Source organism: Paraburkholderia eburnea, from assembly GCF_002917095.1.
Lineage (GTDB): Bacteria > Pseudomonadota > Gammaproteobacteria > Burkholderiales > Burkholderiaceae > Paraburkholderia > Paraburkholderia eburnea.
The window spans coordinates 76,407-102,020 of sequence record NZ_PQGA01000012.1 but is presented as its reverse complement, the minus strand read 5'-3'; the positions used below and the strand labels follow the sequence as shown (position 1 = coordinate 102,020).

Sequence of the window (25,614 nt, the reverse complement as noted above, 5' to 3'; positions counted from 1 at the left end):
CTCGGTTCACGTCGGCACATGCGACTGCCGTGATCGACACGGACTGCGCGTTCGGCCCTGAAGGCTCGCTATGATAGCGGCCATCAATTCCCGCACAAGACCGGTGCTTGGCGAGAGGACTTCAATATAGGCCTCTCGCCTCCTGGCTACAAGGTTTAAGCCATTGAAAGTAACGATTGCCGGTGACGCTTAAATGACAAAAACAAACACGGGCCGATATGAGGCGACCGCATAAAAAGCCTTCATACAAGCGCACGCGCGTGCAGGTTCGCAAAGCTTCAATGCGCGCCGCGCGCCTTCGGCTTCAGGCCGTTTCGATATTGCTCGCCGGCTTCGTGTGCTGGATGCGGTGGGTCGCGGCCTGCTGCTGCGCTTCGATACTGTTCTTCGCGATCAACGCATCGATATCGCTTTTGAGCGGGCATTCCTGCTGCAGGCTCTTGTCGGCGTCGAGCACTTCGACGAGGTAATCGACGAACGCGCGCACAGCGGGAACCATCCCCTGGCGCGAGAGGAACACCGCATAGAGTTGCGGCACCGGCAGCGTCCAGCCCGGCATGACCGGCGAGAGCTTGCCCGAGCGCAGCGCGGCGCCGTACATCATCTCCGGCATCGCAGCGATGCCCAGCCCTTGCAGCGCGGCTTCGCGGATCGTCGTGAGATCGGCGCTGATGAGGCGCGGCTCGTGTTCGTGCGAATGACGCGTGCCGTCCGGCGCGATCAGATGGAACACATGGCGGCCGTCGCTCGTGGGCGTGTCGAGCGTCTCGAAGCGCGTGAGATCGTCGGGCGTGAGCGGCGGCGCGTTCTGCGCGAGCAGACTGGGCGCGCCCACCAGCATCTGTTCCGTGCGCCAGAGCGGGCGCACCACGATGTTGGCGTTCTGCGGCGGCTCCGAGCGCACGCGCAGCGCGATATCCACGGAATCCTCGAAGAGATCGATCACGCGATTGGTCACGCGCATCACCACCCGCACTTCGGGGAAGCGATGCATGAATTCGGGAATGATCTGCGAAAAGATGGTCTGCGAGAGCGTGACCGGCACGCTCACGCGCACGGTGCCGCGCGGCGACGAGCGCAGCGACTGCACGACGTTCACGGCGGCCTGCGCCTCCGCGAGCATCGCGCGGCAGTGCTGGTAGAACAGCTCGCCCGCCTCGGTGAGGGCCAGCTTGCGCGTGGAGCGCTGCAGCAGGCGCACGCCGAGCGACGCCTCCAGCTCGCTCACGCGGCGCGACAGCCGCGACTTGGAAATACCGAGCACGCGCTCGGCCGCCGAGAATCCGCCGTGTTCGACCACCTGCGAAAAGTACATCAGGTCGTTCAGGTTGTGCGAATCGATTTTCATGTCGTCGTTCCAGCGATGGGACAATCCATTGCGATCAGGCGGTCAAACAGGCCAAATCGGCTACCTATAATAGCGGTTTGTTTCGCGTATCGCTCAATTCCCATTTTTTCGAGGTGATATCCATGTCGGCCGTCCGCTCGATCGCCCACGTTTTTCCCGCCGTTCGCACCACCGAGGGCGGTGGGTTCGTCGTTCATCGCCCCTTCCCTACCCGTCAACTGATGGATTTCGATCCGTTCCTGCTGCTCGACGAGATGGGACCCACCGACTATGCGCCCGGCGCGGCCAAGGGCGCGCCCGACCACCCGCATCGCGGCTTCGAGACCGTCACCTATATGCTCGCGGGCCGCTTCGGCCATAAGGATTCGGCGGGCCATTCGGGCACGCTCAACCCCGGCGACGTGCAGTGGATGACGGCCGGCGCCGGCGTCATCCATAGCGAGATGCCTGACCCCGAATTCACGCGCACCGGCGGCCGTATGCACGGCCTGCAGCTATGGGTGAATCTGCCGGCTTCGGACAAGATGATCGCGCCGCGCTATCAGGAAATGCCGCACGCGGGCATTCCGCAAGGACGTTCTGCGGATGGCAAGGCTACCGTCAAGGTGATCGCGGGCGAATCGCTGGGCGCGAAGGCGGCCATCGAGACGCGCACGCCCATCCTCTATCTGCACTTCACGCTCGCGCCCGGCGCGCGCGTTGAGCAGCCGGTGCCGCCTGCGTGGAATGTGTTCGCCTATGGCGTGTCGGGCACGGCGCGCTACGGGACCGAAGGCGAGGCCATCGGCGCGCAGCAGATGGTGGCGTTTGCGGGCGACGGCGAGACCGTGACGATCGCCGCGCCTGCGGATGCCACCGAGCCGGTGGAAGTCCTGCTGATCGGCGGGCTGCCGCTCAACGAGCCGGTCGTGCGCTACGGCCCATTCGTCATGAATACCGAGCAGGAGATCCGCCAGGCCGTGCTCGATTATCAGGCCGGGCGCATGGGGCGGATTTCGCACTAAATCGGCGCCAGGCTGCGCCATGCGCGACGCACCAGCCCGAGCGCTAATCCACAGCCTGCGCCACTTTTTGTCACAATAAGGTTTTGCACGCCGCGTACCGGGCTTCGTGTCCGGGCGCGGCGGATTCCATTCAACCGTTCCGTCCGCGAGGCGCGCATGGCCGACACCGCAGTCACCGCACACATTGGCTCGACGAACTACCAGGTCCAGTTCGACGACGGCACCCACACGTGGATCGCCGACGAGCCGGCATCGCTTGGCGGCGGCGACCGCGGGCCGACGCCCTTCTCGCTGCTGCTGTCGAGCCTCGGCGCCTGCACCTCGATCACGCTGAAGATGTACGCGCAGCGCAAGGAGTGGCCGCTCGAAGGCGTGCGCGTGAAGCTGTCGCTGGAAACCGGCAGCGAAGGCACGACGATCGATCGTCAGATCGCGCTGGAAGGCCCGCTTTCGGACGAGCAGCGCGAGCGTCTCCTGCAGATCGCCAACGCCTGCCCGGTCCACAAGGTCCTCACGAACACGATCCACATCCGCTCGGGCCTCGTTGCCGCTTGAATGCGGACGGACATCACAGGAAGCCGTCGCCTTGAATTTCGAACACCTCATCCAGATCAACGACCCGGCGAATCCGCTCGTGCTGCCGATGACGCGCGAGCAGCTCTGGGAGGGCCTCGTGCTGCGCGCCGAGCAGCCGCAGCTCTTCGTGCTCGGCCTCGATAGCTGCACGATCCTCGCGCGCGACGGCGACACCCTTGAGCGCGAGCTGCACTACGGCCACGCGACCGTGCGTGACCGCGTCACGCTCACGCCCAACGAGAGCGTGCGCTACGACATCCTCGCAACCGCCGATTACGTGGGCGGCTCGCTCACGATGACGATCGAGCAGCCCGATGCGCTGGAGCTATTCCTGCGCTTCGAGTACAGCACGACGCTGCCGACCGCCGAGACGGGCGAAGAGCACGAGACTTCGGAGATCGTGAAATCGGCGTATCGGGAATCGGATATCGACACCGTGCGCCTCATCCGCCAGTACGTGCAGGGCCCGGGCGAGCCGGAAGCGCCGCTGCATTGAATCCCCGCTGACGACGCCCGGCCCTGCGCCGGGCATTGTTTTTTCGGGAACATGCGGGCGCATCGGGCATAAAGCTATCGGCGTCCGATTTCGATCAATTTATCGCAATTGAAAATAAGAACAATTATCATTTAGAATTCATACATCGAATCGAGACACAGACAGAGCGTCACGTTCATGACTGAATTCAACCGTTCACCGACACTTAGCCTGCGCCGACCGGGTTCCACGTTGACCGGCACGCGAGCGCCGAAAGTCAGCGCTCCTGCCGCCGTCACGCGTAACAGCACCGAACCGGCCAGCACCACGCCCGCAAGCAGCGAGCGCTCGCTGGACAGCACGGCCCTGCTGCAAGGCCGCAGCCACGTGAGCATCCTGCACAACGGCGAGACTTATCAGCTGCGTGCCACGCGATTGGGCAAGCTGATTCTCACCAAGTGAGGTTTTAGTTTTTAGTACCGGGTATTGTGGGGACCGCCTCCATCGAGAGGCGTTGGGCAGTAGCCAGCAACGACGGCTTGCACGCGAGATCTAGACCCCTTCGTGCAACATCCTTCAAGCTTCAAGCCGGCCGTCACAGCAAGCCAAGCCATTTTTTTGTTCTCACCACTATCAAGCAGGAGCGGCGCGCGAAGCGTAGCCGTCCTGGGCGAGAGCCGCGGCATGGTCCGCGGCTTTTGCTTTTGCCGATGTTACGGCTGTTTGCCGCTATTGCTGTTGCTGCATGGGGAAGGCAGCGAGGGTTCGCGTTTTATCTTGAATCAGCGATACCGAGCCGCGATTATAACCGCGACCTCCCCCTCCTCGTAAACCCTTTCGTTAATCCGCGCCTGGCGCGCTGCCCAGTGCCGCGATGCCGGCCTGCGCGATCAACGCGTCCTGCTCGGACTTCACGCCCGATACCCCCACCGCGCCGATCACCTCGCCCTTGACGACGATGGGCACGCCGCCTTCGAGCATCGCCGTGAGCGGCGCGCTCAGGAACGCCGTGCGGCCCTGGCGGATCGCATCCTCGTACAGCTTGCTTTCGCGACGTCCCAGCGCGGCCGTGCGCGCCTTGGCCGGAGCCATCTCGGCGCTGATGGGCGGCGCGCCGTCGAGGCGGCGCAGATACAGCAGATGGCCGCCATCGTCGACGATCGCGATCGTCACGTTCCATTCATTCGCGCGGGCGTGCGCGACGGCTGCATCGGCTACCCGGATCACGTCTTCATCGGTCAGTACTGCTCGCGTTCGCATGCGTCTCTCCGAAAAGTAAAAAACCGGGCGACCTAAAGTCGACCCGGTTTCTTGAGAGTAGCACCCAGACTGGCGTCGCGACGCCCCAATGCGGCGTATACCGCCTATATCAGCGCCGCAGGAAAAATGCTCAACGCGTCCAGCCCCAGAACATGAGCCACCACGCGCTATCGACGACCGCGAGCGCGAGCGCGAAGCCCACCATCGCCAGAGCGCGCCGCCAGAAACGCGTGCTGTAGCGGCCCGTGACGCGCCAGGCGAGCCATGCGCTCCACAGATTCGTGATGACGAGAATCGCGATACGCACTTCGGTCGCCCAGTCGAGCGGCACATGTTCGGCGCGCAGCAGCGAGAGCGTGGTCGCCGAAAGACCCAGGAACACGCCCGCGCCCGCGAGCGGAATCAGCGCCTGCGCGAAGTGATGCACGCGGCGCATGTCGAAACGCCCAAGCGCGCTTGTGGCAGCCGCGAGAATCGCGAGCAGCGCCGTGCCGTAGACCAGCCCCGTCGCGACGATATAGCCGACGATCATGGTGCCGTCGAGCCACGAGAACACGTCGTTCTGCTCCGGGTAATGCGTGAGCAGGAACCACGGCGCGTTGGTGTCGAGCGGCCAGGTGATATCGCGGTCGATCAGCCAGCCCGCGAGCCATTGCTTCATGCCGATGAACCAGGGCGAGCCGGTCCAATGGAACGCACCGATGGCAATGCCAAGCAGTCCGTAGAGAATCAGCGCGGTGTCCCAGCCGTTGGCCTGACTGTCGCCCAGTTCGACCACTTCTTCGGCGGGCGAGCGCCACGACAGCGCGATGGCGTCGCGGTGACCGCTGCAGCGGCCGCACATATGACATTGCGCGGCGCCCTTCATGTTGCGCAGCGGCACGAGCGGCGCGCAGTTCACGGGAATCACGCGATGACCGCCATGCTCGCCATGCGTGTACGAGTTGCGCCACGCGTCTTCATCGACCTTGAAGCGGAACGGCGCAAGGCGCGCCAGAAGCGCAAAAACCCCGTTCACGGGGCAGAGATATTTGCACCAGACGCGCTTCTCGCGCCCGTACAGAAAACCGATCACCATCGCGCCGAGCGTCGATCCGCCCAGCACCAGCAACACCGCCTTCGGATACTGGTAGACGCTCACCATCTGGCCGTAGATGGTGGTGAGGCCGAAGGCCACGAACGGCCAGCCGCCCCAGCGCATCCAGCGCGGTATCGCCCGGCCGCGCCCGAATTTGCTGGCGAATTCGGTGAGCGCGCCTTCGGGGCACAGCACGCCGCACCATACGCGCCCGAGCATCACCATCGAGAGCAGCACGAACGGCCACCAGATGCCCCAGAACACGAACTGCGCCGCGAGCGTGAGGTTGTTCCAGAGGTGCGAGGTGTCGTCGGGCAGCGGCATGACCGCCGGCACGAGAATCAGGAACGCATAGACGGCGACCACGACCCACTGCACGCCGCGGATCACCGCGCCGTGCCGCTGCATCCATTGGCCCGCCTGGGCCAGCCTGCCCTGCCGCCGCAATCCGGGCGGCTGGGCCGATGCACAACTCATGCTGCCTTCCTCCCGGTCGCGGCGGCGTGACGGCCGCTCGCGCGACGCGCGAGGAACCCCACCACGAGCCAGTACACCGCGTAAGCGATCAGGTTCATCAGCGCCGGATGGGCGCGATAACCCGTGAGCGTGGCGACCAGCGAACCGAAGGTGCTCGAATCGTCGAGGATCGCCGACGAATTCCAGACCTGATCGACGAGGGTGGGCAGGACTTCCTTGTCGATCAGCTTGTCGACGCCGGTCTGGAACAGGCCCGCGCCGAGGAACAGCAGCATGATTTCCGTGACGCGGAAAAAGAGGCGCCACGAGAAGACCTTGCCGCCCAGTTGCAGCAGATAGAACGTCAGGAACGCGAGGCCAAGACCCAGCAGCACGGCCAGATACTGGCTGGCATCGACATGACCCGACTGGCCGAAACCCAGGCCATAGAGAAAGATCACCGTCTCGCTGCCCTCGCGCGCGATGGCGAGCGCGACCAGCACCGTGATGCCCCACCAGTTGGCATCGCGTGTGGTCTTCTCCAGCGACTCTTCCATCTCGCGTTTGAGCGTGCGGCCGTGCTGCTTCATCCACAGCACCATCTGCACGATCAGCACGCAGGCCACCAGCACCATGCCGGTCTGGAAGTAGTCCTGGGCGTCGCCCGACAGCACTTCCGTGAAGCCGACCAGCGCCGCGCCCAGCGCCACCGCGGCCAGAATGCCGAGGCCCACGCCCGCCCACAGATACGGCAGGCCGCGCCGCGCGCCGGCGTCGCCGTTCTTCAGCCACGCATAAAGAATGCCGACGACGAGCAGCGCTTCGACACTCTCCCGCCAAACGATGAACAATACCTGACCCATTCAACACCTCCTGCCGCCAGCCATCCGCCGGCCGCGATCCTTACTTCGTAACGCTTACTTCGCGACGCTTATTTCGCAACAATGACGCCTTGCGCCTGCTGATGGAAATCGTCGAAAAACTTGTACTCGCCCGGATCGAGCGGCGCGATCACCACGAACGAATCCGCGCCCGGCGCCAGCACTTTTTCCTTGCGCAACTGGACGCTCTCGAACTCCGCCGCGCCCTTGCCCGTGTTGCGCACTTCGATCTTGACGCGCTTGCCCGCCGGCACTTCGATGCGCGCGGGATTGAGCTTGCCGTCGTTCATTTCGAGCTTGAACGTCGGCAGATCATCGGCGTGCGCGAGCGTCGCCATGCCTGAGAACGACACCCCGAAGGACACCGCCAACCACGCCGCCAACTTCCGCATTCCAGTCATCAGTCTTACCTGCTCCTTGGTGTCCTGCGCGCCGCCCGCACCGTCGGATGCGCGAGACGCGGGACCTCATCGCTGTTTCAGCAAGCGGCCCGCCGCCGGCATCCCGTGGATACCTCACGCGCGGACCGCTCGCGGCACGCTTAGTAGCCGCCCTTCTTGCCGATGCCCGCGAACGGGAAATCGTATTCGAGCGTGATGGGCTTGAACCACGGACCCACGCCGGTTTCCTTGTCGACGTGGCGGCCGAACGCCATATGGCCGGTTTCCATCGGCTGCTCGATGACGAGCTTGAGGTGGTACTTGCCGGGGCCATTGAGCTTGACGTTATCGCCGTAGTGCGGGCCGTCGTTGGCGACCATCGCCATCAGATCGCCCTTGTGCGTCCAGCTCGTGCCCGGCTTGCTCAGTTCGTAGTGCACCTGCAGGTACGGCATCCAGTCGCCTTCGGCGAAGCCCACCGGGTTGTTCTTGACCGCGTGGATGTCCGACTCCAGATGGACGTCAGAATCCGATGCCTTACGCATCATGCCTTCCGGTTCCATGGTGATCGGCTGCAGATAGACCGCGCCGATTTCCATGCCGCCCTGAATCTGCTGCTTGCCGATCGGGTACTCGGCCGCCTGGACCGAAAACGCAGCGGCCGCAGCCGCGATGACGGCAGTGCCGCGCACGAAAGATTGGATCCGCATCGAAACTCCTGATTTTTTTATGAGAGGTACAACCGAATCATCGAGTGCATAAACGTGAAAATGTTAATGCGAACAATTCTCAATAATGACGGGAGTTTAACACCGATGCGGAGGGGGAACAAAGTGCGTCGTAAGGAAAACCCTCTCGCAACCGGGTTTTAGCAATGTTTGGTTAACGAAAGATTACGGCGAGCTGTCTATTTGTTTTCGGCGCACGCTTAACAGTAAGCGAGCGCCCTCGGCCATCCGCATCGGGTTCATAAAAAAGGGCGCAGACGGTCATGAACCGTGCGCCCTTCCCTCATTGCGGCCTGCGCCCGCGCGATCGGCCTCAGGCCGGATGATCGCCCACGTTGGCCCCGAACACGCGTTGCCGCAGCACCGCGAGCTGGTCGCGCGTCTGCGCGGCTTTCTCGAATTCGAGGTTCTTCGCGTAGTCCATCATCTGCTTTTCGAGCTTCTTGATTTCCTTGGCGATCTGCTTCTCGGACATGTCCTCGAACCTCGCGCGTTCCTGCTCCTCGCGCAGTTCGGCGCGCGCGTCGTCCACGTTGTAGACGCCGTCGATGATGTCCTTGATGCGCTTGACCACGCCGCGCGGCACGATGCCGTTCTCTTCGTTAAACGCTATCTGTTTGGCGCGGCGGCGCTCGGTTTCGTCGATCGCGCGGCGCATCGAATCCGTGATGCGGTCGCCGTAGAGAATCGCCTTGCCGTTCACGTTACGCGCGGCGCGCCCGATGGTCTGGATCAGCGAGCGCTCGGCGCGCAGGAAGCCTTCCTTGTCGGCGTCGAGAATCGCCACGAGCGAGACCTCGGGAATGTCCAGACCCTCGCGCAGCAGGTTGATGCCCACCAGCACGTCGAAGGTGCCCAGACGCAGGTCGCGGATGATTTCCACGCGCTCGACCGTGTCGATGTCGCTGTGCAGATAGCGCACCTTGACGCCGTGATCGGCGAGGAACTCGGTCAGTTGCTCGGCCATGCGCTTGGTGAGCGTCGTGACCAGCACGCGCTCGCCCACGGCCACACGCTCGTTGATCTCGCCCAGCACGTCGTCCACCTGGGTGGAGGCCGGACGCACCTCGATCGTCGGGTCGACGAGGCCCGTGGGCCGCACCACCTGCTCGGCGATCTGGCCGGTCACCCGCTTCTCGTAATCGGCGGGCGTGGCCGAAACGAACACCACCTGGCGCATCTTGCGCTCGAATTCGTTGAATTTGAGCGGCCGGTTATCGAGCGCCGACGGCAGCCGGAACCCGTAATCGACGAGGTTTTCCTTGCGTGCGCGGTCGCCGTTGTACATGCCGTTGAACTGACCGATCAGCACGTGCGATTCGTCGAGGAACATCATCGCGTCGCCCGGCAGGTAATCGACGAGCGTGGGCGGCGGCTCGCCGGGCAGCGCGCCCGAAAAGTGCCGCGAGTAGTTCTCGATGCCCTTGCAGAAGCCCAGTTCCTGGAGCATTTCCAGATCGAAGCGGGTGCGCTGTTCCAGCCGCTGCGCCTCCACCAGCTTGCCTTCGCTGTGGAAGAACTCCAGCCGGTCGCGCAACTCGGTCTTGATGGTTTCGACGGCGCGCAGCACGGTCTCGCGCGGCGTCACGTAGTGCGACGACGGATAGACCGTGAAGCGCGGAATCTTCTGGCGCACCCGGCCCGTGAGCGGATCGAACAGTTGCAGCGTTTCCACCTCGTCGTCGAACAGTTCGACGCGCACGGCCATTTCGGCGTGCTCGGCGGGGAAGATGTCGATGGTGTCGCCGCGCACGCGGAACGTGCCGCGCTGGAAGTCCTGCTCGTTGCGGCTGTACTGCATCGCGATCAGGCGTGCGATGACGTCACGCTGGCCGAGCTTGTCGCCCTGGCGCAGCGTAAGAATCATCTTGTGATACTCGGACGGATTGCCGATACCGTAGATCGCGGAAACCGTCGCCACGATCACCACGTCGCGGCGCTCCATCAGGCTCTTGGTGGCCGACAGCCGCATCTGCTCGATGTGCTCGTTGATCGACGAGTCTTTCTCGATGAAAAGATCGCGCTGCGGCACATAGGCTTCCGGCTGGTAGTAGTCGTAGTACGAGACGAAGTACTCGACGGCGTTGCGCGGAAAGAACTCGCGGAATTCGGCGTAAAGCTGGGCCGCAAGCGTCTTGTTCGGCGCGAACACGATGGCCGGGCGGCCCAGCCGCGCGATGGTGTTGGCCATCGTGAAGGTCTTGCCCGAACCCGTCACGCCCAGCAGCGTCTGGAACGACAGGCCGTCTTCCACGCCCTCGACGAGCGTCTCGATCGCCGTCGGCTGGTCGCCGGCCGGCAGGTACGGCTGGTAGAGCTGGAACGGCGAGCCGTCGTAGTGGACGAACTTCGACTCGTCGAGCGCGGGCGCGTCGGCGACGGTGTGGTCGGACATGGATGACATCCTGTGCGCGGAGCAAACAAACATTCTAGCGTTTCGCCACCCGGCGGGCGCGAGGCGCCTTTGGGCGCTTGCGGCGGGGAACCCGGAGGCAAAAACGAGCAAAGGGGACCGATAGGGAACCACATCAGGAACACCATCGTGGAACTGCAGCGGCGAGCGTTTTTGCGCTGCCGGATCGTATGCAGATGGGGTGCCTGGCGCGCGGCTGCAAGAGGCGGATCAAGCGGTTTTTGCGCGCGGGCGCGGGCAAAAACCGGGAATAAAGGCCCCGCTGGCGTCGCAGTCGGCGAAAAACCCGCTTGAGGATTCGTTACAATAGCGCGTTGCGTGGCCGGCCGCCCCGCGCGTCCAGGCTGCACCCGGCGCGTGGCAGAAGTCTTTCGTCATACCCGCGGCGCGCGGACCACCGAGCTTCTCCCTTCACTTTTGCCGAACCATCATGTCCCTCTTTTCCGCTGTCGAACTCGCCCCCCGCGACCCGATCCTGGGTCTGAACGAAGCCTATAACGCCGACGCGCGCGCGACCAAGGTGAACCTCGGCGTGGGCGTGTACACCAACGAGGAAGGCAAGATTCCGCTGCTACGCGCCGTTCGCGAAGCGGAAAAGGCCCGCGTGGAAGCCGGTCTGCCGCGCGGCTACCTGCCCATCGAAGGCATCGCCGCCTATGACGCCGCGGTGCAGAAGCTGCTGCTCGGCGACGATTCGCCGCTGATTGCCGCAGGCCGCGTCGTCACGGCGCAGGCACTGGGCGGCACGGGGGCGCTCAAGATCGGCGCCGACTTCCTCAAGCGCGTGAACCCGGCCGCCAAGGTCGCGATCAGTGATCCGAGCTGGGAAAACCACCGCGCGCTGTTCGAAAGCGCGGGCTTCGAAGTCATCGCCTACCCGTACTACGACGCGCAAACCAACGGCGTGAACTTCGAGGGCATGCTCTCGGCGCTCAACGGCTACGCCGCGGGCACGGTCGTCGTGCTGCACGCCTGCTGCCACAACCCGACCGGCGTGGATCTGACGGTCGACCAGTGGAAGCAGGTGATCGAAGTCGTGAAGGCGCGCGAACTCGTGCCCTTCCTCGACATCGCTTACCAAGGCTTCGGTGACGGCATCAGCGAAGACGGCGAGGTCGTGCGCCTGTTCGCCGCGACGGAACTCAACGTGTTCGTGTCGTCGTCGTTCTCGAAGTCGTTCTCGCTGTACGGCGAGCGCGTCGGCGCACTGTCGATCCTCACGTCCAGCAAGGAAGAATCGGCACGCGTGCTCTCGCAGCTCAAGCGCGTGATCCGCACGAACTACTCGAACCCGCCGACGCACGGCGGCTCGGTGGTCGCAGCGGTGCTCGGCTCGGCCGACCTGCGCGCAATGTGGGAAGCCGAACTCGGCGAAATGCGCAACCGCATCCGCGCCATGCGTACGGGCCTCGTCGAGCGCCTGGCCGCAGCCGGTGTCGACCGCGACTTCAACTTCATCAACGTGCAACGCGGCATGTTCTCGTACTCGGGCCTCACGGCGGCGCAAGTCGACCGCCTGCGCGAAGAGTTCGGCATCTACGCCGTGAGCACGGGCCGCATCTGCGTGGCCGCGCTCAACACGCGCAACCTCGATGCCGTCGCAAGCGCCGTATCGGCTGTGCTGAAGTAATCATCGACGCAGGCAGCGTGACGCTGCCGAATCGATAAAAAAGGCGTCCGTTCGCAAGAACGGACGCCTTTTGTTTTGCCGCGGCATGTCGCGACTGCGCCTGGGATTTACTTCGGGCCGCTGCCGTGGCCGCGAGCGTCGCGATGGATATCGTGCGTGACGAAGCCCGAGTCGTTGTCGGGCTTGTCGAGCCAGCCCGGCTGCTCCAGCGTCGCGCGGATATCCTGCAGGCCGCTCGACCAATGCTCGCGCATCGTCGTGGTGCCGAACTGGAAATCCTTGAAGTGGCCTTCGTATTCCTTCTGCCGATAGATCAGATGGATCACGTTGTACATCTTCGAGCACGAGAGTTCATCCGCCAGCTCGACCCACGAATCATGCCGATGCTCGGGCGACACGCGGTCGAGCACCTCGCGCAGCACATGACGGAACCGCTGCGAGCGTTGCAGCATGTCGGTCACGAGACGCGTGCGGCTCGAATACTGGATGTCCTTCATGCGGCCCTGGACGTCGGTGATGTTGTCGGGCACCGGCCCGCGCGCGCTCCACAAATCGACCTGAAACGCGAGCGTATCGCGCCGCGGCGTGGTCTGGATCACCTCGTAGAGCGGCGTGTTCGACATCAGGCCGCCGTCCCAGTAGTACTCGCCGTCGATCTCCACGGCTGCGAAACCCGGCGGCAGCGCGCCCGAAGCGATGAAATGCTCGGGACGCAGCCTGGTGGTGGTGGTGTCGAAGTACACGAAGTTGCCCGTGCCCACGTTCACGGCGCCCAGCGACACGCGGACCTCGCCCGAGTTGATGCGATCGAAATCGCATAGACGCTCTAGCGTGGCCTTCAGCGGCGTGGTGTCGTAGTAGCTCGCCTTGCCGGGCTGCCCGGACGCATTGGGCAGCGGCGGCGGAAAGCGCGGCGTGAAGAAGCCCTTCTGCCCTTCGACGACGGCGCCCGCCGCCTGGAATGCGGTGAAGGTCTTGCGCACGGCGTCGCCCGCGTTGAAGAGCGCGTGCTCCAGGAAGGCCGGCAACGGCGGGCTCCAGGCCGGCTGGCAGATCGTCTCCCAGAACTCGCGCAGGCGCGCCACGCGATGCTCGGGCGCATTGCCCGCGATCAGCGCCGTATTGAGCGCGCCGATCGAGATGCCAGCGATCCAGTTGGGCGCGATGCCGGCCTCGAAAAGGCCTTCGTACACGCCCGCCTGATAGGCGCCCAGCGCGCCGCCGCCCTGCAACGTGAGCGCCACGGTTTCCCATTGCGCGGACGCGCTGCTACAGCGCGACGTGCGCGGCTGGTCATGCGTATCCTGATGCGGCGGCCGGCCCGGTGCGTCGCCCGCCTGCTGGGGCTGCGTGCCCGCCCCGGTATACGCGACGGCCTCTTCGCCGACCGCGCTCGATTGAACCTGCCCTTTCTTGCGCTGCGCCATGGCCGGCTCTCCGCGTTACTGCATGAACCAGCCGTGGCTGACGACGAACGACTGCCCCGTAAACGCCGCGCTCGGGAATGCCGAAAGGAACAGCGCGGTCTGCGCCACGTCCTCGACCGTCGTGAACACGCCATCCACCGTGCCGCCGAGCATCACCTTCTTGACCACGTCCTCTTCGGAAATGCCCAGTTCCTTTGCCTGCTCGGGAATCTGCTTGTCCACCAGCGGCGTGCGCACGAAGCCGGGGCAAATCACGTGCGAGCGCACGTTGTGCTTGCCGCCTTCCTTCGCCAGCACGCGTGCGAGGCCGAGCAAGCCATGCTTGGCCGTGACGTAGGCCGACTTCAACGGCGACGCCTCATGCGAGTGCACCGAGCCCATGTAGATCACCACGCCGCCGCGATCGTCCTTGTACATGTACTTGAGCGCCGCCTTGGTCGTGAGAAACGCGCCGTCGACGTGAATCGCCTGCATTTTCTTCCAGTCGGCAAACGAATAGTTTTCGATTGGATTCACGATCTGGATGCCGGCGTTCGACACGAGGATGTCGATCGAGCCAAAAGTGGCCGCGACTTTGTCGATGCCGTCGTTGACGGCCTCTTCGCTGGTCACGTCCATGGCGATGCCGATGGCCTTACCACCGGCGCCCTTGATCTCTTCGGCCACGGCGTCGGCGCCGCTCTGGTTGAGGTCGGCGATGGCGACCGCGGCGCCGGCCTGGGCGAGCGTGAGCGCGATCTGCTTGCCGATGCCGCTGGCCGCGCCGGTAACAACCGCGACCTTGCCATCGAGCTTCGAATTCAGGGTGAGAGACGACATCAAGCACCTCCGGAAAGTGGACCTAGTGGACAAGATGAGACCTCGACGCGCACATGCAGTCAAATCAGCCGAACGGCCCAGGCCATCCGGAGCAATGTTGCGCCGCAGTCAACCGCGCTATTGTGCATGAACCCGTCTGTCGCGCGCATGAAGCTGGCAGGCGACCGACCTTCATTCGCTGCGGGCTTGATGCAGCACAGCGTCAGCACAGCGCGGCCCGTCAGCGCATGCGTGCGGATCGTGCTAATTTGCCAGCTCTACACAAAGGAGACGTTCATGAACTATCGGCGACTGGGCCGCTCCGGCCTGCAGGTCAGCGAACTGTCAATCGGCTCGTGGGTCACGTACGGCAGCCAGGTCGATCGCAATCTCGCGCGCGAATCGCTGGCCGCGGCCCGCGACGCGGGCGTCAACTTCTTCGACAACGCCGAAGCCTACGCAGGCGGCCAGTCCGAAGCGATCATGGGCCAGGCGCTAAAAGAACTCGCATGGCCGCGCGTGAGCTACGTGGTGTCCACCAAGTTTTTCTGGGGCTTGAACGAAGCGCCCAACCAGTACCACACGCTCAATCGCAAATATCTGCTGGACGCCATTGACCATTCGCTCAAGCGCCTGCAGCTCGATTACGTCGATCTGGTGTTCTGCCATCGTCCCGACCCGAACACGCCGGTCGAGGAAACGGTCTGGGCGATGAGCGACATGATCTCGCGCGGCAAGGCGCTCTACTGGGGCACCTCGGAATGGAGCGCGGACGAAATCCGCGCCGCTTGGGATATCGCGGAGCGTCATCATCTGCATAAGCCCGTCATGGAGCAGCCGCAGTACAACCTGTTCCACCGCCGTCGCGTGGAGGACGAATATCGCCGCCTCTATGAAGACATCGGACTTGGCCTGACGACGTGGAGCCCGCTTGCCTCGGGGCTGCTCACGGGCAAATATCGCGGCGGCGTGCCGGCGGACAGCCGCGCGCAGTTGCAGGGCTACGACTGGCTGCGCAAGCAGGTCACGGACGCGGACAAGAACGCGATCGTCGGCAAGCTCGCGGATTTCGCGAAGGAACTGGACTGCACCGTCGGGCAACTGGCGCTCGCGTGGATCCTCAAGAACCCGAACGTGAGCACGGTCATCACCGGCGCTTCGCGGGTGGAACAGATCGGCGAAAACATGAAGGCGCGCGACGTGGCGCAGAAGATCACGCCCGAGGTGAAGGAGAAGATCGAGGCGATCGTTGGCGCTGCCTACGACTGAGCCGCGGCGCTCAGCGCGGCACGCAGGTATCCTGGCTGTGTCTGTGAACGCAGGTCGCGACGCCTGTGCGACCTGTACAATACGCGGCCTTTCTTCTCCGGCGGCGCGCACCGTGCGCCGCCGGTCCGTCTCACCCGCCATCGGGCCACGCGCGCGCTTGCTGATTCATACGTGAACAGGCATATGACGCGCCGCCGCCCGAGCTTGCCTTTGGCCCCATCATGCTGAGCTACCGTCACGCCTTTCACGCCGGCAATCACGCCGATGTCCTCAAGCACGCCGTCACCGTGCAATTGCTCAATCACCTCGGCAAGAAGGACAAGGCGTACTGGTATATCGACACCCACGCCGGCGCGGGCGCCTACGCGCTGCGCGAGGGCTATGCGACCAAGAACGCGGAGTACGACACGGGCATCGGCAAGCTCTGGAACCGCACCGACCTGCCCCCGATGCTCTCGGAATATGTCGACGAAGTGGCGGCGCTCAATCCGGACGGCCATCTGCGCTTTTATCCCGGTTCGCCCTATCTGGCGTGGCGCCTGATGCGCGAGCAGGACCGCATGCGCCTGTTCGAGCTGCACAGCACCGAAATCGACGTGCTGCGTCATCGTTTTCGCGACGCGGGCCGCCGCGTGATGATCTATCCCGGTGACGGCTTCGACGGCATCAAGGCGCTCCTGCCCCCGCCGCCGCGCCGCGCGCTGGTGCTGATCGACCCGTCGTTCGAGGACAAGCGCGACTATTCGCGCACGATCAAATGCGTGACGGAAAGCCTCGAACGCTTCGCCACGGGCACTTACGCGGTCTGGTATCCACAAGTGACGCGTCCGGAATCGCAGCGCTTCCCGGACCAACTCAAGCGCATCCAGGAAAAGAGCTGGCTGCACGTTTCGCTGTCGGTCAGCCGTCCGCCGCAAGATGGCTTCGGGCTCTTCGGCAGCGGCATGTTCATCCTGAACCCGCCTTACACGCTCGCGGCGACGCTCAAGGAAACCATGCCGTTTCTCGTGAAGACGCTCGGCCTGGACGACGGCGCGCAGTTCAAGATCGAATCGCGCGGCGACTGAGGCCGCAGGCGGCCGTTATTGCTGCGGCACGTACTGCTGCGGCGCATGTTGTTGCGTCGTCCGTGGACGCGGCGGCCGCCCGCCGCCTCCCGGCACTTCCACATAGGGCGCGACGATGATCGGCTGCGAGCCATCCGTCCCGTTCCCATTGAGCGTGGGCAACGACTTCATCTGCACCATGGGCTGATGCGAGAGCGGCGCGTTCTGCAGCACCGTGCCCGATTGCCCGTCGTTGATCCCCCTCTCCGTATCCAGAATCAACGGCTTGCCTGCCGCGTGCGCGCCCGCGCTCGCGAGCGCCACGGCTGCCGCCGTCAGCACGACGGCCAGCGATGGGCGAAAAAAACGGTCTGACGCCATGAAAAGCCCCCGGAGTGAATAGCGACGCCGACTCTCGATCCAGAGTCGCGCATACCTTTGTGTTGTCGGCTAATCGCAAAAAGGACTTTACCTTACCGCGGTGGCAAGGTTCAGACTGCAAGGCATGCAGACACACAAGCGGCCCAGAAATGATAAAGCCCCGCCAGATGCGGGGCTTGCGGCAAGTCGGCGGCCCCGATGCACGGGCCGGCGGACTGCTTACAGCGAGTAGCCGTTCGATTCGAGCGAGCGGATGCGCTTTTCGAGTTGCACGATGTCGGTCGACGAGGCGAGGTACGTTTCGCGGCGACGGCGCTCTGCAGTTTCGAACCAGGTGCTCAGCTTTTCGAGGAAGTACGCAAACATGATGGTGTTCTCCAAGGATCGGTATGTATCCCCGGTGGATTTGCATCAGGGATTACCCTCGTAAGGGATAACCCGCATTATAACGGTTGCACCTGACTTTTCCAGTGAATTGCTCGCATACAGTGCATTCCAATCTGGAATGGTGCACGACGAACATTTGGCAACCTCATGATTTATCGGCCTATTTTCGGAGCGATTCGCGTAGACTTCGCAGTTAATTCGGAAAATCGCACCAGAATTGTGCACGAAAGCGCAAAAGTTGCGATCACCGGCAAAGACGGGTTGCGCCTTATGCCGAATATTTGCGCTACCTCAAGCGTTGATGCTCTGTGCAACCGCAGCAACCGGTTCCGGATCGGCGAGGCGTTCGATGATCGGGCAGTCCGGACGGTCGTCGCCGTGACAATGGGCCGCAAGGTGACGCAGCGTGTCGCGCATCTGCGTGAGTTCGGCGATACGCTGGTCGAGTTCGGCCACGTGCTGGAGCGCGATGGCCTTCACCTCGGCGCTGGCGCGCGAGCGGTCGTGCCAGAGCGCCAGCAGACGGCGGATATCGTCAACGAGAAACCCCAGCCGGCGCGCCTGGCGGATGAAGCGCAGCGCGTGGACCTCCTCCATGCCGTAGACGCGGTAGCCCGCCTCCGTGCGCGCCTTCGGCGCAATCAGGTCCACGCTCTCGTAGTAGCGGATCATTTTCGCCGTGACGCCCGAGGCGCGCGCCGCTTCACCGATGTTCATGCCACTCTCCTGCAATCTGCCCATTTTTTGATCGTACACCTTCCCACGATGGGAAGGTCCAGCGGCTTCGTCCGGATCGCCCAGACACCACTGGCATAATCGGACGGCGCTTTTTTCCTCTGCTCTCAATCAAAAGGAATTCACCATGATCCAGTTCAACGTCGAAGGCATGAGCTGCCAGCACTGCGTCGGCGCCGTCACGCGCGCGATCCACGAGCAGGACGCTGCCGCCAAGGTCGAGATCGACCTGGCCGCCGGCCGCGTGAGCGTCGAATCGAGCCAGAGCGCCGACGTGCTCAAGGCCGCCATCGACGAGGCCGGCTACACGGTCACGGCCACGGCCTGACGCGAGGCGCGCGCCATGTTCAAAGTCGCCATAGCGGGGGCATCGGGGCTGCTGGGCCGCGCGCTCGTGCGTGAGCTGGCCGCCCAGACCGGCTGGCAGGTCGTGCAGACGGCCTTCAGCCGCGTGGGCGCGCAGCAGGTTGCGCTCGACGTGCGCGATGCGCGCGCGGTCGAGGATTTCGTCGCGCGCGAAGCGCCCGACGCGATCGTGATCGCCGCCGCGGAGCGCCGCCCCGATGTCTGCGAGCACGACCCCGCTGCGGCGCGCGCGCTCAACGTCGACGCGGTGCGCCACGTCGCGGCGGCGGCAAAGCCGCGCGGCGCGTGGGTGCTGTCGATTTCCACCGATTACGTGTTCGACGGCAGCGCGCCGCCCTATCGGCCCGACGCCGCGCCGAATCCGCTCAACGCCTACGGGCGCAGCAAGCTCGAAGGCGAACGCGCGCTGCTCGACGCCACCGACAACGCCCTGGTGCTGCGCTTGCCGCTGCTCTACGGCCCGATCGTCGCCTGGCAGGAGTCGGCGGTGACGAGCCTCGTGCCCGCCATCCGCGCCTCGGCGCAGGCGGGCAACGCGAGCGCCGTGATGGATGCATGGGCCACGCGCTACCCCACCTTCACGCCCGACGTGGCGTTCGTGATCCGCGAGCTGCTCACGCGCTGCGCGGACGGCGACGCCGTGCGGGGCCTCGCGCAATGGTCCGGCGACGAGCCGATGACCAAGTACGAGATCGCGCAGCGCATCGCGCGCGCGCTCGGCATCGACGCGCGACTCACCGCCCAGACGGAACCCGCCGATGCCACGCCGCGTCCGCGTGACTGCCACCTCGATTCGGGGCGGCTCGAAGCGTTGGGGATCGGCCGGCGCACGCCGTTCGACGCGGGCATCCGCGCGGTGCTCGACGCCTTCGAGGCCGAGCACGCGAAGCCGTAAAACGCCAGTCTGGCGCGCGGCCAGCCAACGCCGCGCGCCCTTCGCGCATCTTCTTCGCCTTCAATGAAAATCGCGGCTCTGCGTCGCGAGACGCCCGAGCAGCCGGCTGTGGTCCTCCAGCCGGTTCGCGACCAGATGCACCACCTCGCCCTGACGCTGCACCACGCCCGCCACCGCCAGCAACGACGCGCCCAGCAGTTCCTTGCGCTGCGACTCCACGAGCGCCGCGTGCACGATCACGTTGACCGAGCCGGTCTCATCCTCCAGCGAAACGAAAATCGTCCCCTTGGCCGTGCCGGGCCGCTGCCGCACCGTGACGATGCCGCACACGCGCGCGAGCTTGCCGTGGCCGCACAGCGCCAGTTGCGCCGCGCTGAGAAAGCGCTGCTTCGCCAGCCCCTCGCGCAGCAGTTCGAGCGGATGACGATTGAGCGTGAGGCGCAGGCTCGCGTAATCGGCGACGATTTCCGCGCCCTCGGAGGCGCGCGGCAGATCGATGCGCGCCTCGGCAACGGGCGCGTCGCGCAATAGCGCGGGCACCGCATGCTGCGCGGTCACGGCCCACCAGGCCTCGCGCCGATGCCCCGCGATGCTCGCGAGCGCATTGGCCGCCGCCAGCGCCTCCAGTTCGCGGCGCGTGAGCGCGGCGCGGCGCGCGAGGTCATCGACATCGGCGAAGGGCGCCTGGGCGCGCGCCGCCATCACACGCCGCGCGGCATGCTCCGAAAAGCCCTTGATGAGGCTGAAGCCCAGCCGCACCGCCGGGCCGCCGCTACCGTAATGCTGCGGCGCCTGCGCGGCACGCACGCGCCCGCTGCAGCGGTAACGACGCATCAGCTCAGGCAGGCGCGGCACGCCGCGGCGCGCCACGGCGGCTTGCAGGCGCGCGCGGTAATGCGCCGCCCGCGTGCGGCGCACCCGCGCGGTGTCCTCGTCGAGCCGCACGCCAGGCTTGCCGCGCGCTTCCAGCACCGACTCCCATTCGCTGATCGCGATATCGGGCGCGCGCACCGTCACGCCGTGCCGCTTCGCATCCTGCACGAGTTGCGACGGCGAATAGAATCCGAGCGGCTGGCTGTTGAGCAGCCCAGCCAGAAACGCGGCGGGCTCATAGCGCTTGAGCCACGAACTCGTGTACACGAGCAGCGCGAAGCTGGCCGCGTGGCTTTCCGGGAACCCGTAGTCGCCGAAGCCCTCGATCTGCTTGCAGATGCGGTCGGCGAATTCCTGCGTGTAGCCCCTCGCCTTCATGCGATCCGTCAGATCCTCCTGATACGGCTTCAGATTGCCGTCGCGCCGCCACGCGGCCATCGCGCGGCGCAGCTTGTCGGCTTCCTCGCCGGTGTATTTGGCGGCGACCATCGCCAGATGCATCACCTGCTCCTGGAAAATCGGCACGCCGAGCGTGCGCGCCAGCACCGGACGCAGCTCGTCTTTCGCGTATTCGACGCGCTCCTCGCCATGCCGGCGCTTGAGGTAGGGATGCACCATGTCGCCCTGGATCGGCCCGGGCCGCACGATCGCCACCTGAATCACGAGGTCGTAATAGGTGCGCGGGCGCAGCCGCGGCAACATGCTCTGCTGCGCCCGCGACTCGATCTGGAACACGCCAACCGTGTCCGCGCTAGCGCACATCGCGTAGACGGCCGGGTCCTCGATGGGCATGTCCTTCACGCCGAACTGCGGCAGTCCGCGCCGCAGCGCCACGAATTCGAGCGAGCGCCGGATCGCCGAGAGCATGCCGAGCGCGAGCACATCCACCTTGAGCAGACGCAGCGCGTCGATATCGTCCTTGTCCCACTCGATCACGTAGCGGTCTTTCATGGCCGCATTCTCGATCGGCACGAGCCGCGAGAGCTTGTCGCGCGCGATCACGAAACCGCCCACGTGCTGCGAGAGATGACGCGGAAAACCGCGCAACTCGCGCGTGAGGCGGATCAGTTGCTGCGTGACGTGCGAATCGGGCGAGAAACCCGCTTCCTGCAAATGATGCGCGATCGAATCCGGGCCATCCCACCACTGATGCGCGCCCGAGAGCTTTTCGATCAGCGTGTTGTCGAGCCCGAGCGCCTTGCCCACGTCGCGCAGCGCGCTGCGCGAGCGATAAGTGATGAGCGTCGCCGCGAGCGCGGCGCGGCGCGTGCCGTATTTGCGGTAGATGTACTGGATGACCTCTTCGCGGCGCTGATGCTCGAAATCGACGTCGATATCGGGCGGCTCGTTGCGCGCGCGGGACAGAAAGCGCGCGACCAGCATGTTCATGCGCACGGGGTCGATTTCGGTGATTTTCAGGCAGAAGCACACCACCGAATTCGCCGCCGAGCCGCGTCCCTGGCACAGGATCTTCTGCTCGCGCGCGAAGCGCACGATGTCGTGCACGGTCAGGAAGTATTTTTCGTACTTCAGTTCGGTGATCAGTTCGAGTTCTTCTTTGATCTGCGTCTCGCGCTTCTCGTTCATGCCCTCGGGCCAGCGTTCGGCCGCGCCCCGCATAACGAGTTCGCGCAGCCAGCTAGTGGGCGTTTCGTCGGCGGGCACCAGTTCCTCGGGGTATTCGTACGCCAGCTCGCCAAGGTCGAAGGTACAGCGGCGCGCCACCTCCAGCGTCGCATCGAGCGCATCGGGCGGATACAGATGACTCAGGCGCACGCGCGAGCGCAGATGCCGCTCCGCGTTCGGCTCCAGCGCGCGGCCGCACGACGTAAGCGGCTTGCCGATGCGCACCGCGCTCAACGTGTCCTGCAAGGGCTTGCGCGAGCGCGCATGCATCAGCACGCCGCCCGCCGCGACGAGCGGCAGGCCGCTTTCCTGCGAGACGTGGCGCAGCACCTCGATCTGCGTATCGTCGCCGCCGGTCTGCCAGAGTTCGAGCGCGAGCCACGCGCGCCCGGACGCGAAGCCCGCGAGCCAGTGCGCGGCGCGCAGCGTCTGCGCGAGCGTGGCCGTGCGCTGCGGCACGAGCAGCAGCACGCAGTCGCGCAGATGGCGCAGATGCGCGAGGGCCGGCTCGGGATCGGTGAAGTCGTGCGGGTGCACGCGGTAGTGGCCTTTGTCCGCACGCGAGCGCGCAAGCGTGATCAGCTCGCAGAGATTGCCGTAGCCCTCGCGGTTCATCGCGATCGCGACGAGCGTGCAGAACGGCGCGTCGTTTTCGTCGACGAGGTTCAGTTCGCTGCCGATCAGCAGTTGCAGCGAGGGCACGAAGGGCGCCGATGTGACTGCTTCGTGGGCTTTCTTTCGTGCTTCGTCGTAATCGTTGAGCGCGCTCCAGGCGCGCACGACGCCGGCGAACGAACACTCGTCGGTGATGGCGAGCGCGCTGTAGCCGTTGCGGATCGCCTGCTCGACCAGTTCGCCCGGGCGCGACGCGCCGCGCAGGAACGTGAAGTTGGTCAAGCAGTGCAGTTCCGCGTAATCAGGTAACTGCGCAGGCAACTGCGCGGCGGAGTGCGCAGGTAGTTGCGCGGGCAACGATGCGCCCGTTCCAGGGTTCGACATGATGCGTTAAATACGAGTCAAAGCGGCCGCCGATATCAGCCGAACAGCCCTTGCAGATACCACTGGCCGCCGATGCGCTCGCGGTAGAGCCAGAACATGCGTCCCTGGTCGTCGGCGGCCACGTAGTAGTCGCGCTCGGCGCCCTCGCCGTCCCACCAGCCCGCCTCGATGCGCTCGGTGCGGGTGAGCGTCTTGAGCGGGCGGCGATAAACCGGCCGATCGCCGCGCGTGGCCAGTTTGAGCGGCTTTTCGAGCAGCCACGCCGGACGCGGCTGCGTCGGCAGCGGCACCTCGGGCAAATCGAAGGCGCTCTGCACCGGCGCGTTGTCTTCCGGCGCGGCGGCCTGTGCGCTCGTCTTGTGCCCATTGCGCGGCGTGCGTGACGTCTGGCGGCGCGAGGATGCCCGCGCCGGCGCCCGATAAGTGCGCGCCGACATCGCGTGCTCGGGCCGATGGTCGTCCTCGACGAACAACTGCAACACGTTCTGCTCGCCGATGCGCGCGCCGATGCGCTCGAATAGCTGCGCAAGCGACGCATCCGATGCCTCGGGCGACGGGAACAGCGTGTCAGTGGGCGGCGCGTACGCGCTCACCTGATCGGCGACCAGCGCGAGGCCGATCACGGGCGCCGCGAGTTCGGTCTGGTTGAGCTTCTCGCGCAGCAGCCACAGCAGATGCCCGGCGTCGCGCGAGGGCGCGGCCCACGTGAGCCGCAGACTCGACGTGCGCGGCGCGTGGCGCGACGCCAGCTCATGCTCCAGACGCAGCTCGAAGCCGCAAAGCGCGCCATGCTGCGCGGCGAGCCAGCCCGCCAGCTGCATCACGAGACGGCGCGTGGCGAACAGCAGCGCTTCGGCGCTGTCCACGCGCGCCTGCAGTTCGAGCGATGCCTGAAAGGACGGCGGCGCGACAAACCACGCGCGCGGATCGGGCGCCTCGCCGCGCGCCTGCGCGAGCCAGGCGAGCACGCCATCGCCGAAGCGCCGCACGATGCCGTCGCGCGGCAAGCGCCGCAGATCGCCGAGCGTCGCGCAGCCGATCTGCGTAAGCGCGTGCTCGTGCTGCGCGGCGAACGGCGCGAGCGTGACCGGCAACGCGTCGAGCGCGTGTGCGAGCGTCGCCTCCTTGAGCACGCGAAAACGCCGCGCGGCGTGCGCCCCTGCAGTCGCATGTGCCTGCGCGAGCGTCCACGCGCCCCACGCGGTAGGAGCACAGGCGATGCGCGCGGCATGAGCGCAATCGGCCACGGTGGCCGCGACCTTCGCCAGCAGCGCGCGCACGCCGCCGAACAACCGCAAGCCGGAGCCGACTTCGAGCAACAGCGTATGCGAGTGCGACGATGACGGTGACGATAAATGCGCGAGCGAGACCTTCGGCGTATAAGCGAGCAGCGCAAGCGCCAGCGCCTCGAACGCCCGCGTCTCGCGCGCTGGATCGGCTTCGAGCAACACGAGGCCCGGCGCGAGCGCGAGCGCATGCGCGCGCGTGCTGCCAGGCTGCACGCCAAGGCGGAACGCATCGCGGTCGGCGATCAGGATGCGCGCGTGATCCGCGAGCGCGTAGCAGCGGGCGGGCGGGTTTTCAGCCGCTTCTTTGCCCGCTTCTTTGCTCGCTTCTTTGCCCGCTTCTTTGCTCGCTTCTTTGCCCGCTTCATCGTACGGACCTTCGTACGGACCTTCTCCCTCAGACGACTCCATCGACAGAAACGGCGGCCTGACGGCTTCCAGCGGCAACAACGGCAAGGTGACGGCGATCCACAGCATGATTGACCCCGGGCCACGGCATGAACGGCGCGGCGCCCGGCTGGGGCAGCACCGACTCCTGCAACGGCAAAGTGACGACGAGTGGCTGGGCGGGCGGCGGCCCGCGACGCTTGAAAATATCGACGCAGACACCGGTGTGCTGCATCCATTCACGGCGATTCAGGCGCGTATCCGCCTCAGGCGGCGGCACCGGCGTGCAGACCATGCGCAGCGGCGCGGGCGAGGACTGGCTGCGCGCCGCGGGCGGGCGCATCAGAAACGCCAGCGCCTGCGAATCCTGCGCGGCGACCTGCAAACGCCGCAGCGCGTCGGCGCGCGCCTTCGGCTGCCACAGCAGCACGGCGCCGATGCCGTCCTGCTTGAGCGCCTGCTCGGCGGCCCACGGCGCCTCGTCCTCGCTCGCGCGGATCCAGACGATGTGCTCAAGCGCGATACCCCACGCCTGGAGCGCGCACGCATAAGGCCGCCACGGCGGCGCGACGAGCAGCACGTGCCGCCTGGCCTGCGCGGTGAGCGCGCGCAGCACGGGCGCGACCAGCCGCATTTCGCCGACGCCGCCCAGCTCCACGAGCAACTCGGTCAGGCTGCCCGCAGGCCAGCCCGCGCCGGGCAACAACGCATCGAGCGCGGCATGGCCGCTCGACACCGCGCGAGCGCCCGTGGCCGCAACCTGATTGCCTTGCCAGATCCGGCTTTGCAGCCGGGGCGGCAGAGTTGCCGCTAGCTGGAGTGCTGCTGCCATGATCGCGCTCTGGAAAAAGGAAACAGGACGCCCTGCCCAACGCTGAATGGGGCATGACGAGGACGTTGGGACGGCACA

At 65.5% G+C, this 25,614-nt stretch carries 24 protein-coding genes; 9 read left to right on the top strand and 15 right to left on the bottom strand.

From position 1 onward, the window contains the following. Positions 1–304 precede the first annotated feature (304 nt). Positions 305–1,348: a LysR family transcriptional regulator gene (locus B0G62_RS20585; protein WP_103706058.1), complete on the bottom strand. Its 1,044-nt coding sequence runs from the start codon at positions 1,346–1,348 to the stop codon at positions 305–307. Positions 1,349–1,470: 122 nt separating this feature from the next. Between B0G62_RS20585 and B0G62_RS20580 the strand changes: the two genes are divergently transcribed. From B0G62_RS20580 to hemP, 4 genes are all read left to right on the top strand, one after another. Then, the gene (locus B0G62_RS20580) at positions 1,471–2,352 is read left to right on the top strand and encodes a pirin family protein (RefSeq protein ID WP_103706057.1); all 882 of its coding nucleotides are present in this window, start codon (positions 1,471–1,473) and stop codon (positions 2,350–2,352) included. 156 nt (positions 2,353–2,508) lie between these two features. Then, the gene (locus tag B0G62_RS20575) at positions 2,509–2,907 is read left to right on the top strand and encodes an OsmC family protein (protein ID WP_103706056.1); all 399 of its coding nucleotides are present in this window, start codon (positions 2,509–2,511) and stop codon (positions 2,905–2,907) included. Positions 2,908–2,938: 31 nt separating this feature from the next. Then, positions 2,939–3,424 carry an SRPBCC family protein gene (locus B0G62_RS20570; RefSeq protein ID WP_103706055.1) on the top strand — a complete coding sequence of 162 codons (486 nt, stop codon included), beginning with the start codon at positions 2,939–2,941 and terminating at the stop codon, positions 3,422–3,424. A gap of 177 nt (positions 3,425–3,601) precedes the next feature. Continuing rightward, the gene (gene hemP, locus B0G62_RS20565; RefSeq protein WP_103706054.1) at positions 3,602–3,865 is read left to right on the top strand and encodes a hemin uptake protein HemP; all 264 of its coding nucleotides are present in this window, start codon (positions 3,602–3,604) and stop codon (positions 3,863–3,865) included. Between the two features lie 378 nt (positions 3,866–4,243). Here the strand turns inward: hemP and B0G62_RS20560 are convergent, their stop codons facing one another. From B0G62_RS20560 to uvrB, 6 genes are all read right to left on the bottom strand, one after another. After that, positions 4,244–4,663: a GlcG/HbpS family heme-binding protein gene (locus B0G62_RS20560; protein ID WP_103706053.1), complete on the bottom strand. Its 420-nt coding sequence runs from the start codon at positions 4,661–4,663 to the stop codon at positions 4,244–4,246. A gap of 130 nt (positions 4,664–4,793) precedes the next feature. Continuing rightward, entirely contained in the window at positions 4,794–6,218 is a 1,425-nt protein-coding gene (locus tag B0G62_RS20555) for a 4Fe-4S binding protein (RefSeq protein WP_103706052.1), read from the bottom strand. Beyond that, positions 6,215–7,060 (bottom strand): FTR1 family iron permease, encoded by an 846-nt coding sequence (locus B0G62_RS20550; protein ID WP_103706051.1) that lies wholly within the window; start codon positions 7,058–7,060, stop codon positions 6,215–6,217. The genes B0G62_RS20555 and B0G62_RS20550 overlap by 4 nt, the downstream gene beginning before the upstream one ends. A gap of 68 nt (positions 7,061–7,128) precedes the next feature. Continuing rightward, positions 7,129–7,470: a cupredoxin domain-containing protein gene (locus B0G62_RS20545; protein WP_407671228.1), complete on the bottom strand. Its 342-nt coding sequence runs from the start codon at positions 7,468–7,470 to the stop codon at positions 7,129–7,131. A gap of 149 nt (positions 7,471–7,619) precedes the next feature. Further along, positions 7,620–8,168 (bottom strand): iron transporter, encoded by a 549-nt coding sequence (locus B0G62_RS20540; RefSeq protein ID WP_103706049.1) that lies wholly within the window; start codon positions 8,166–8,168, stop codon positions 7,620–7,622. Between the two features lie 331 nt (positions 8,169–8,499). After that, a complete protein-coding gene (uvrB, locus tag B0G62_RS20535; protein WP_103706048.1) occupies positions 8,500–10,581 on the bottom strand; it encodes an excinuclease ABC subunit UvrB in 2,082 nt (693 codons plus the stop codon). Positions 10,582–11,029: 448 nt separating this feature from the next. Here uvrB and B0G62_RS20530 point away from each other — a divergent pair, with 448 nt between their 5' ends. Beyond that, positions 11,030–12,229: an amino acid aminotransferase gene (locus B0G62_RS20530; RefSeq protein ID WP_103706047.1), complete on the top strand. Its 1,200-nt coding sequence runs from the start codon at positions 11,030–11,032 to the stop codon at positions 12,227–12,229. A gap of 107 nt (positions 12,230–12,336) precedes the next feature. On the opposite strand, the gene B0G62_RS20525 is transcribed toward B0G62_RS20530, so the two are convergent. Beyond that, entirely contained in the window at positions 12,337–13,656 is a 1,320-nt protein-coding gene (locus B0G62_RS20525; RefSeq protein ID WP_103706046.1) for a DUF3734 domain-containing protein, read from the bottom strand. A gap of 15 nt (positions 13,657–13,671) precedes the next feature. Continuing rightward, the gene (locus B0G62_RS20520) at positions 13,672–14,475 is read right to left on the bottom strand and encodes a 3-hydroxybutyrate dehydrogenase (RefSeq protein ID WP_103706045.1); all 804 of its coding nucleotides are present in this window, start codon (positions 14,473–14,475) and stop codon (positions 13,672–13,674) included. Positions 14,476–14,751: 276 nt separating this feature from the next. Here B0G62_RS20520 and B0G62_RS20515 point away from each other — a divergent pair, with 276 nt between their 5' ends. Both B0G62_RS20515 and B0G62_RS20510 read left to right on the top strand, forming a co-directional pair. Then, entirely contained in the window at positions 14,752–15,723 is a 972-nt protein-coding gene (locus B0G62_RS20515; protein ID WP_103706044.1) for a potassium channel beta subunit family protein, read from the top strand. Between the two features lie 221 nt (positions 15,724–15,944). Next, on the top strand, positions 15,945–16,790 hold the full coding sequence (locus B0G62_RS20510; protein WP_103706043.1) for a 23S rRNA (adenine(2030)-N(6))-methyltransferase RlmJ: 846 nt from the start codon (positions 15,945–15,947) through the stop codon (positions 16,788–16,790). Positions 16,791–16,805: 15 nt separating this feature from the next. Here B0G62_RS20510 and B0G62_RS31745 read toward each other — a convergent pair whose 3' ends face one another. From B0G62_RS31745 to cueR, 3 genes are all read right to left on the bottom strand, one after another. Next, positions 16,806–17,150, bottom strand: coding sequence for a hypothetical protein (locus B0G62_RS31745; RefSeq protein WP_167401317.1), 345 nt, complete (start codon positions 17,148–17,150; stop codon positions 16,806–16,808). A gap of 219 nt (positions 17,151–17,369) precedes the next feature. Beyond that, on the bottom strand, positions 17,370–17,516 hold the full coding sequence (locus B0G62_RS20505) for a DUF3563 family protein (RefSeq protein ID WP_103706042.1): 147 nt from the start codon (positions 17,514–17,516) through the stop codon (positions 17,370–17,372). Positions 17,517–17,828: 312 nt separating this feature from the next. Continuing rightward, positions 17,829–18,254, bottom strand: coding sequence for a Cu(I)-responsive transcriptional regulator (gene cueR, locus B0G62_RS20500; protein ID WP_103706041.1), 426 nt, complete (start codon positions 18,252–18,254; stop codon positions 17,829–17,831). Positions 18,255–18,399: 145 nt separating this feature from the next. On the opposite strand from cueR, the gene B0G62_RS20495 reads away from it, so the two are divergent. Continuing rightward, a complete protein-coding gene (locus B0G62_RS20495; protein ID WP_103706040.1) occupies positions 18,400–18,600 on the top strand; it encodes a heavy-metal-associated domain-containing protein in 201 nt (66 codons plus the stop codon). 15 nt (positions 18,601–18,615) lie between these two features. After that, on the top strand, positions 18,616–19,533 hold the full coding sequence (locus B0G62_RS20490; RefSeq protein WP_103706039.1) for a dTDP-4-dehydrorhamnose reductase family protein: 918 nt from the start codon (positions 18,616–18,618) through the stop codon (positions 19,531–19,533). A gap of 60 nt (positions 19,534–19,593) precedes the next feature. Here the strand turns inward: B0G62_RS20490 and B0G62_RS20485 are convergent, their stop codons facing one another. Genes B0G62_RS20485 through imuA form a run of 3 tightly spaced genes read right to left on the bottom strand, consistent with a single transcriptional unit; the run spans position 19,594 to position 25,536 of the window. Continuing rightward, a complete protein-coding gene (locus tag B0G62_RS20485) occupies positions 19,594–23,031 on the bottom strand; it encodes an error-prone DNA polymerase (RefSeq protein ID WP_103706038.1) in 3,438 nt (1,145 codons plus the stop codon). Positions 23,032–23,066: 35 nt separating this feature from the next. Further along, complete coding sequence (locus tag B0G62_RS20480; RefSeq protein ID WP_103706037.1) at positions 23,067–24,794, bottom strand: Y-family DNA polymerase; 1,728 nt, start codon at positions 24,792–24,794, stop codon at positions 23,067–23,069. Next, positions 24,715–25,536 carry a translesion DNA synthesis-associated protein ImuA gene (gene imuA / locus B0G62_RS20475; RefSeq protein WP_103706036.1) on the bottom strand — a complete coding sequence of 274 codons (822 nt, stop codon included), beginning with the start codon at positions 25,534–25,536 and terminating at the stop codon, positions 24,715–24,717. Before imuA ends, B0G62_RS20480 begins: the two co-directional genes overlap by 80 nt. Positions 25,537–25,614: the final 78 nt, after the last annotated feature.

What these genes read in the sequence shown, in the direction of transcription:
- cueR (WP_103706041.1), bottom strand. Translation starts at nt 18,254, where the DNA reads ATGAACATCGGTGAAGCGGCGCGCGCCTCGGGCGTCACGGCGAAAATG.
- B0G62_RS20495 (WP_103706040.1), top strand. Translation starts at nt 18,400, where the DNA reads ATGATCCAGTTCAACGTCGAAGGCATGAGCTGCCAGCACTGCGTCGGC.
- B0G62_RS20545 (WP_407671228.1), bottom strand. Translation starts at nt 7,470, where the DNA reads ATGCGGAAGTTGGCGGCGTGGTTGGCGGTGTCCTTCGGGGTGTCGTTC.
- uvrB (WP_103706048.1), bottom strand. Translation starts at nt 10,581, where the DNA reads ATGTCCGACCACACCGTCGCCGACGCGCCCGCGCTCGACGAGTCGAAG.
- B0G62_RS20540 (WP_103706049.1), bottom strand. Translation starts at nt 8,168, where the DNA reads ATGCGGATCCAATCTTTCGTGCGCGGCACTGCCGTCATCGCGGCTGCG.
- B0G62_RS20490 (WP_103706039.1), top strand. Translation starts at nt 18,616, where the DNA reads ATGTTCAAAGTCGCCATAGCGGGGGCATCGGGGCTGCTGGGCCGCGCG.
- B0G62_RS20575 (WP_103706056.1), top strand. Translation starts at nt 2,509, where the DNA reads ATGGCCGACACCGCAGTCACCGCACACATTGGCTCGACGAACTACCAG.
- B0G62_RS20555 (WP_103706052.1), bottom strand. Translation starts at nt 6,218, where the DNA reads ATGAGTTGTGCATCGGCCCAGCCGCCCGGATTGCGGCGGCAGGGCAGG.
- B0G62_RS20550 (WP_103706051.1), bottom strand. Translation starts at nt 7,060, where the DNA reads ATGGGTCAGGTATTGTTCATCGTTTGGCGGGAGAGTGTCGAAGCGCTG.
- B0G62_RS20505 (WP_103706042.1), bottom strand. Translation starts at nt 17,516, where the DNA reads ATGTTTGCGTACTTCCTCGAAAAGCTGAGCACCTGGTTCGAAACTGCA.
- imuA (WP_103706036.1), bottom strand. Translation starts at nt 25,536, where the DNA reads ATGGCAGCAGCACTCCAGCTAGCGGCAACTCTGCCGCCCCGGCTGCAA.
- B0G62_RS20520 (WP_103706045.1), bottom strand. Translation starts at nt 14,475, where the DNA reads ATGTCGTCTCTCACCCTGAATTCGAAGCTCGATGGCAAGGTCGCGGTT.
- B0G62_RS20480 (WP_103706037.1), bottom strand. Translation starts at nt 24,794, where the DNA reads ATGCTGTGGATCGCCGTCACCTTGCCGTTGTTGCCGCTGGAAGCCGTC.
- B0G62_RS20585 (WP_103706058.1), bottom strand. Translation starts at nt 1,348, where the DNA reads ATGAAAATCGATTCGCACAACCTGAACGACCTGATGTACTTTTCGCAG.
- B0G62_RS20580 (WP_103706057.1), top strand. Translation starts at nt 1,471, where the DNA reads ATGTCGGCCGTCCGCTCGATCGCCCACGTTTTTCCCGCCGTTCGCACC.
- B0G62_RS20560 (WP_103706053.1), bottom strand. Translation starts at nt 4,663, where the DNA reads ATGCGAACGCGAGCAGTACTGACCGATGAAGACGTGATCCGGGTAGCC.
- B0G62_RS20530 (WP_103706047.1), top strand. Translation starts at nt 11,030, where the DNA reads ATGTCCCTCTTTTCCGCTGTCGAACTCGCCCCCCGCGACCCGATCCTG.
- B0G62_RS20485 (WP_103706038.1), bottom strand. Translation starts at nt 23,031, where the DNA reads ATGTCGAACCCTGGAACGGGCGCATCGTTGCCCGCGCAACTACCTGCG.
- B0G62_RS20515 (WP_103706044.1), top strand. Translation starts at nt 14,752, where the DNA reads ATGAACTATCGGCGACTGGGCCGCTCCGGCCTGCAGGTCAGCGAACTG.
- B0G62_RS20525 (WP_103706046.1), bottom strand. Translation starts at nt 13,656, where the DNA reads ATGGCGCAGCGCAAGAAAGGGCAGGTTCAATCGAGCGCGGTCGGCGAA.
- B0G62_RS20510 (WP_103706043.1), top strand. Translation starts at nt 15,945, where the DNA reads ATGCTGAGCTACCGTCACGCCTTTCACGCCGGCAATCACGCCGATGTC.
- B0G62_RS31745 (WP_167401317.1), bottom strand. Translation starts at nt 17,150, where the DNA reads ATGGCGTCAGACCGTTTTTTTCGCCCATCGCTGGCCGTCGTGCTGACG.
- hemP (WP_103706054.1), top strand. Translation starts at nt 3,602, where the DNA reads ATGACTGAATTCAACCGTTCACCGACACTTAGCCTGCGCCGACCGGGT.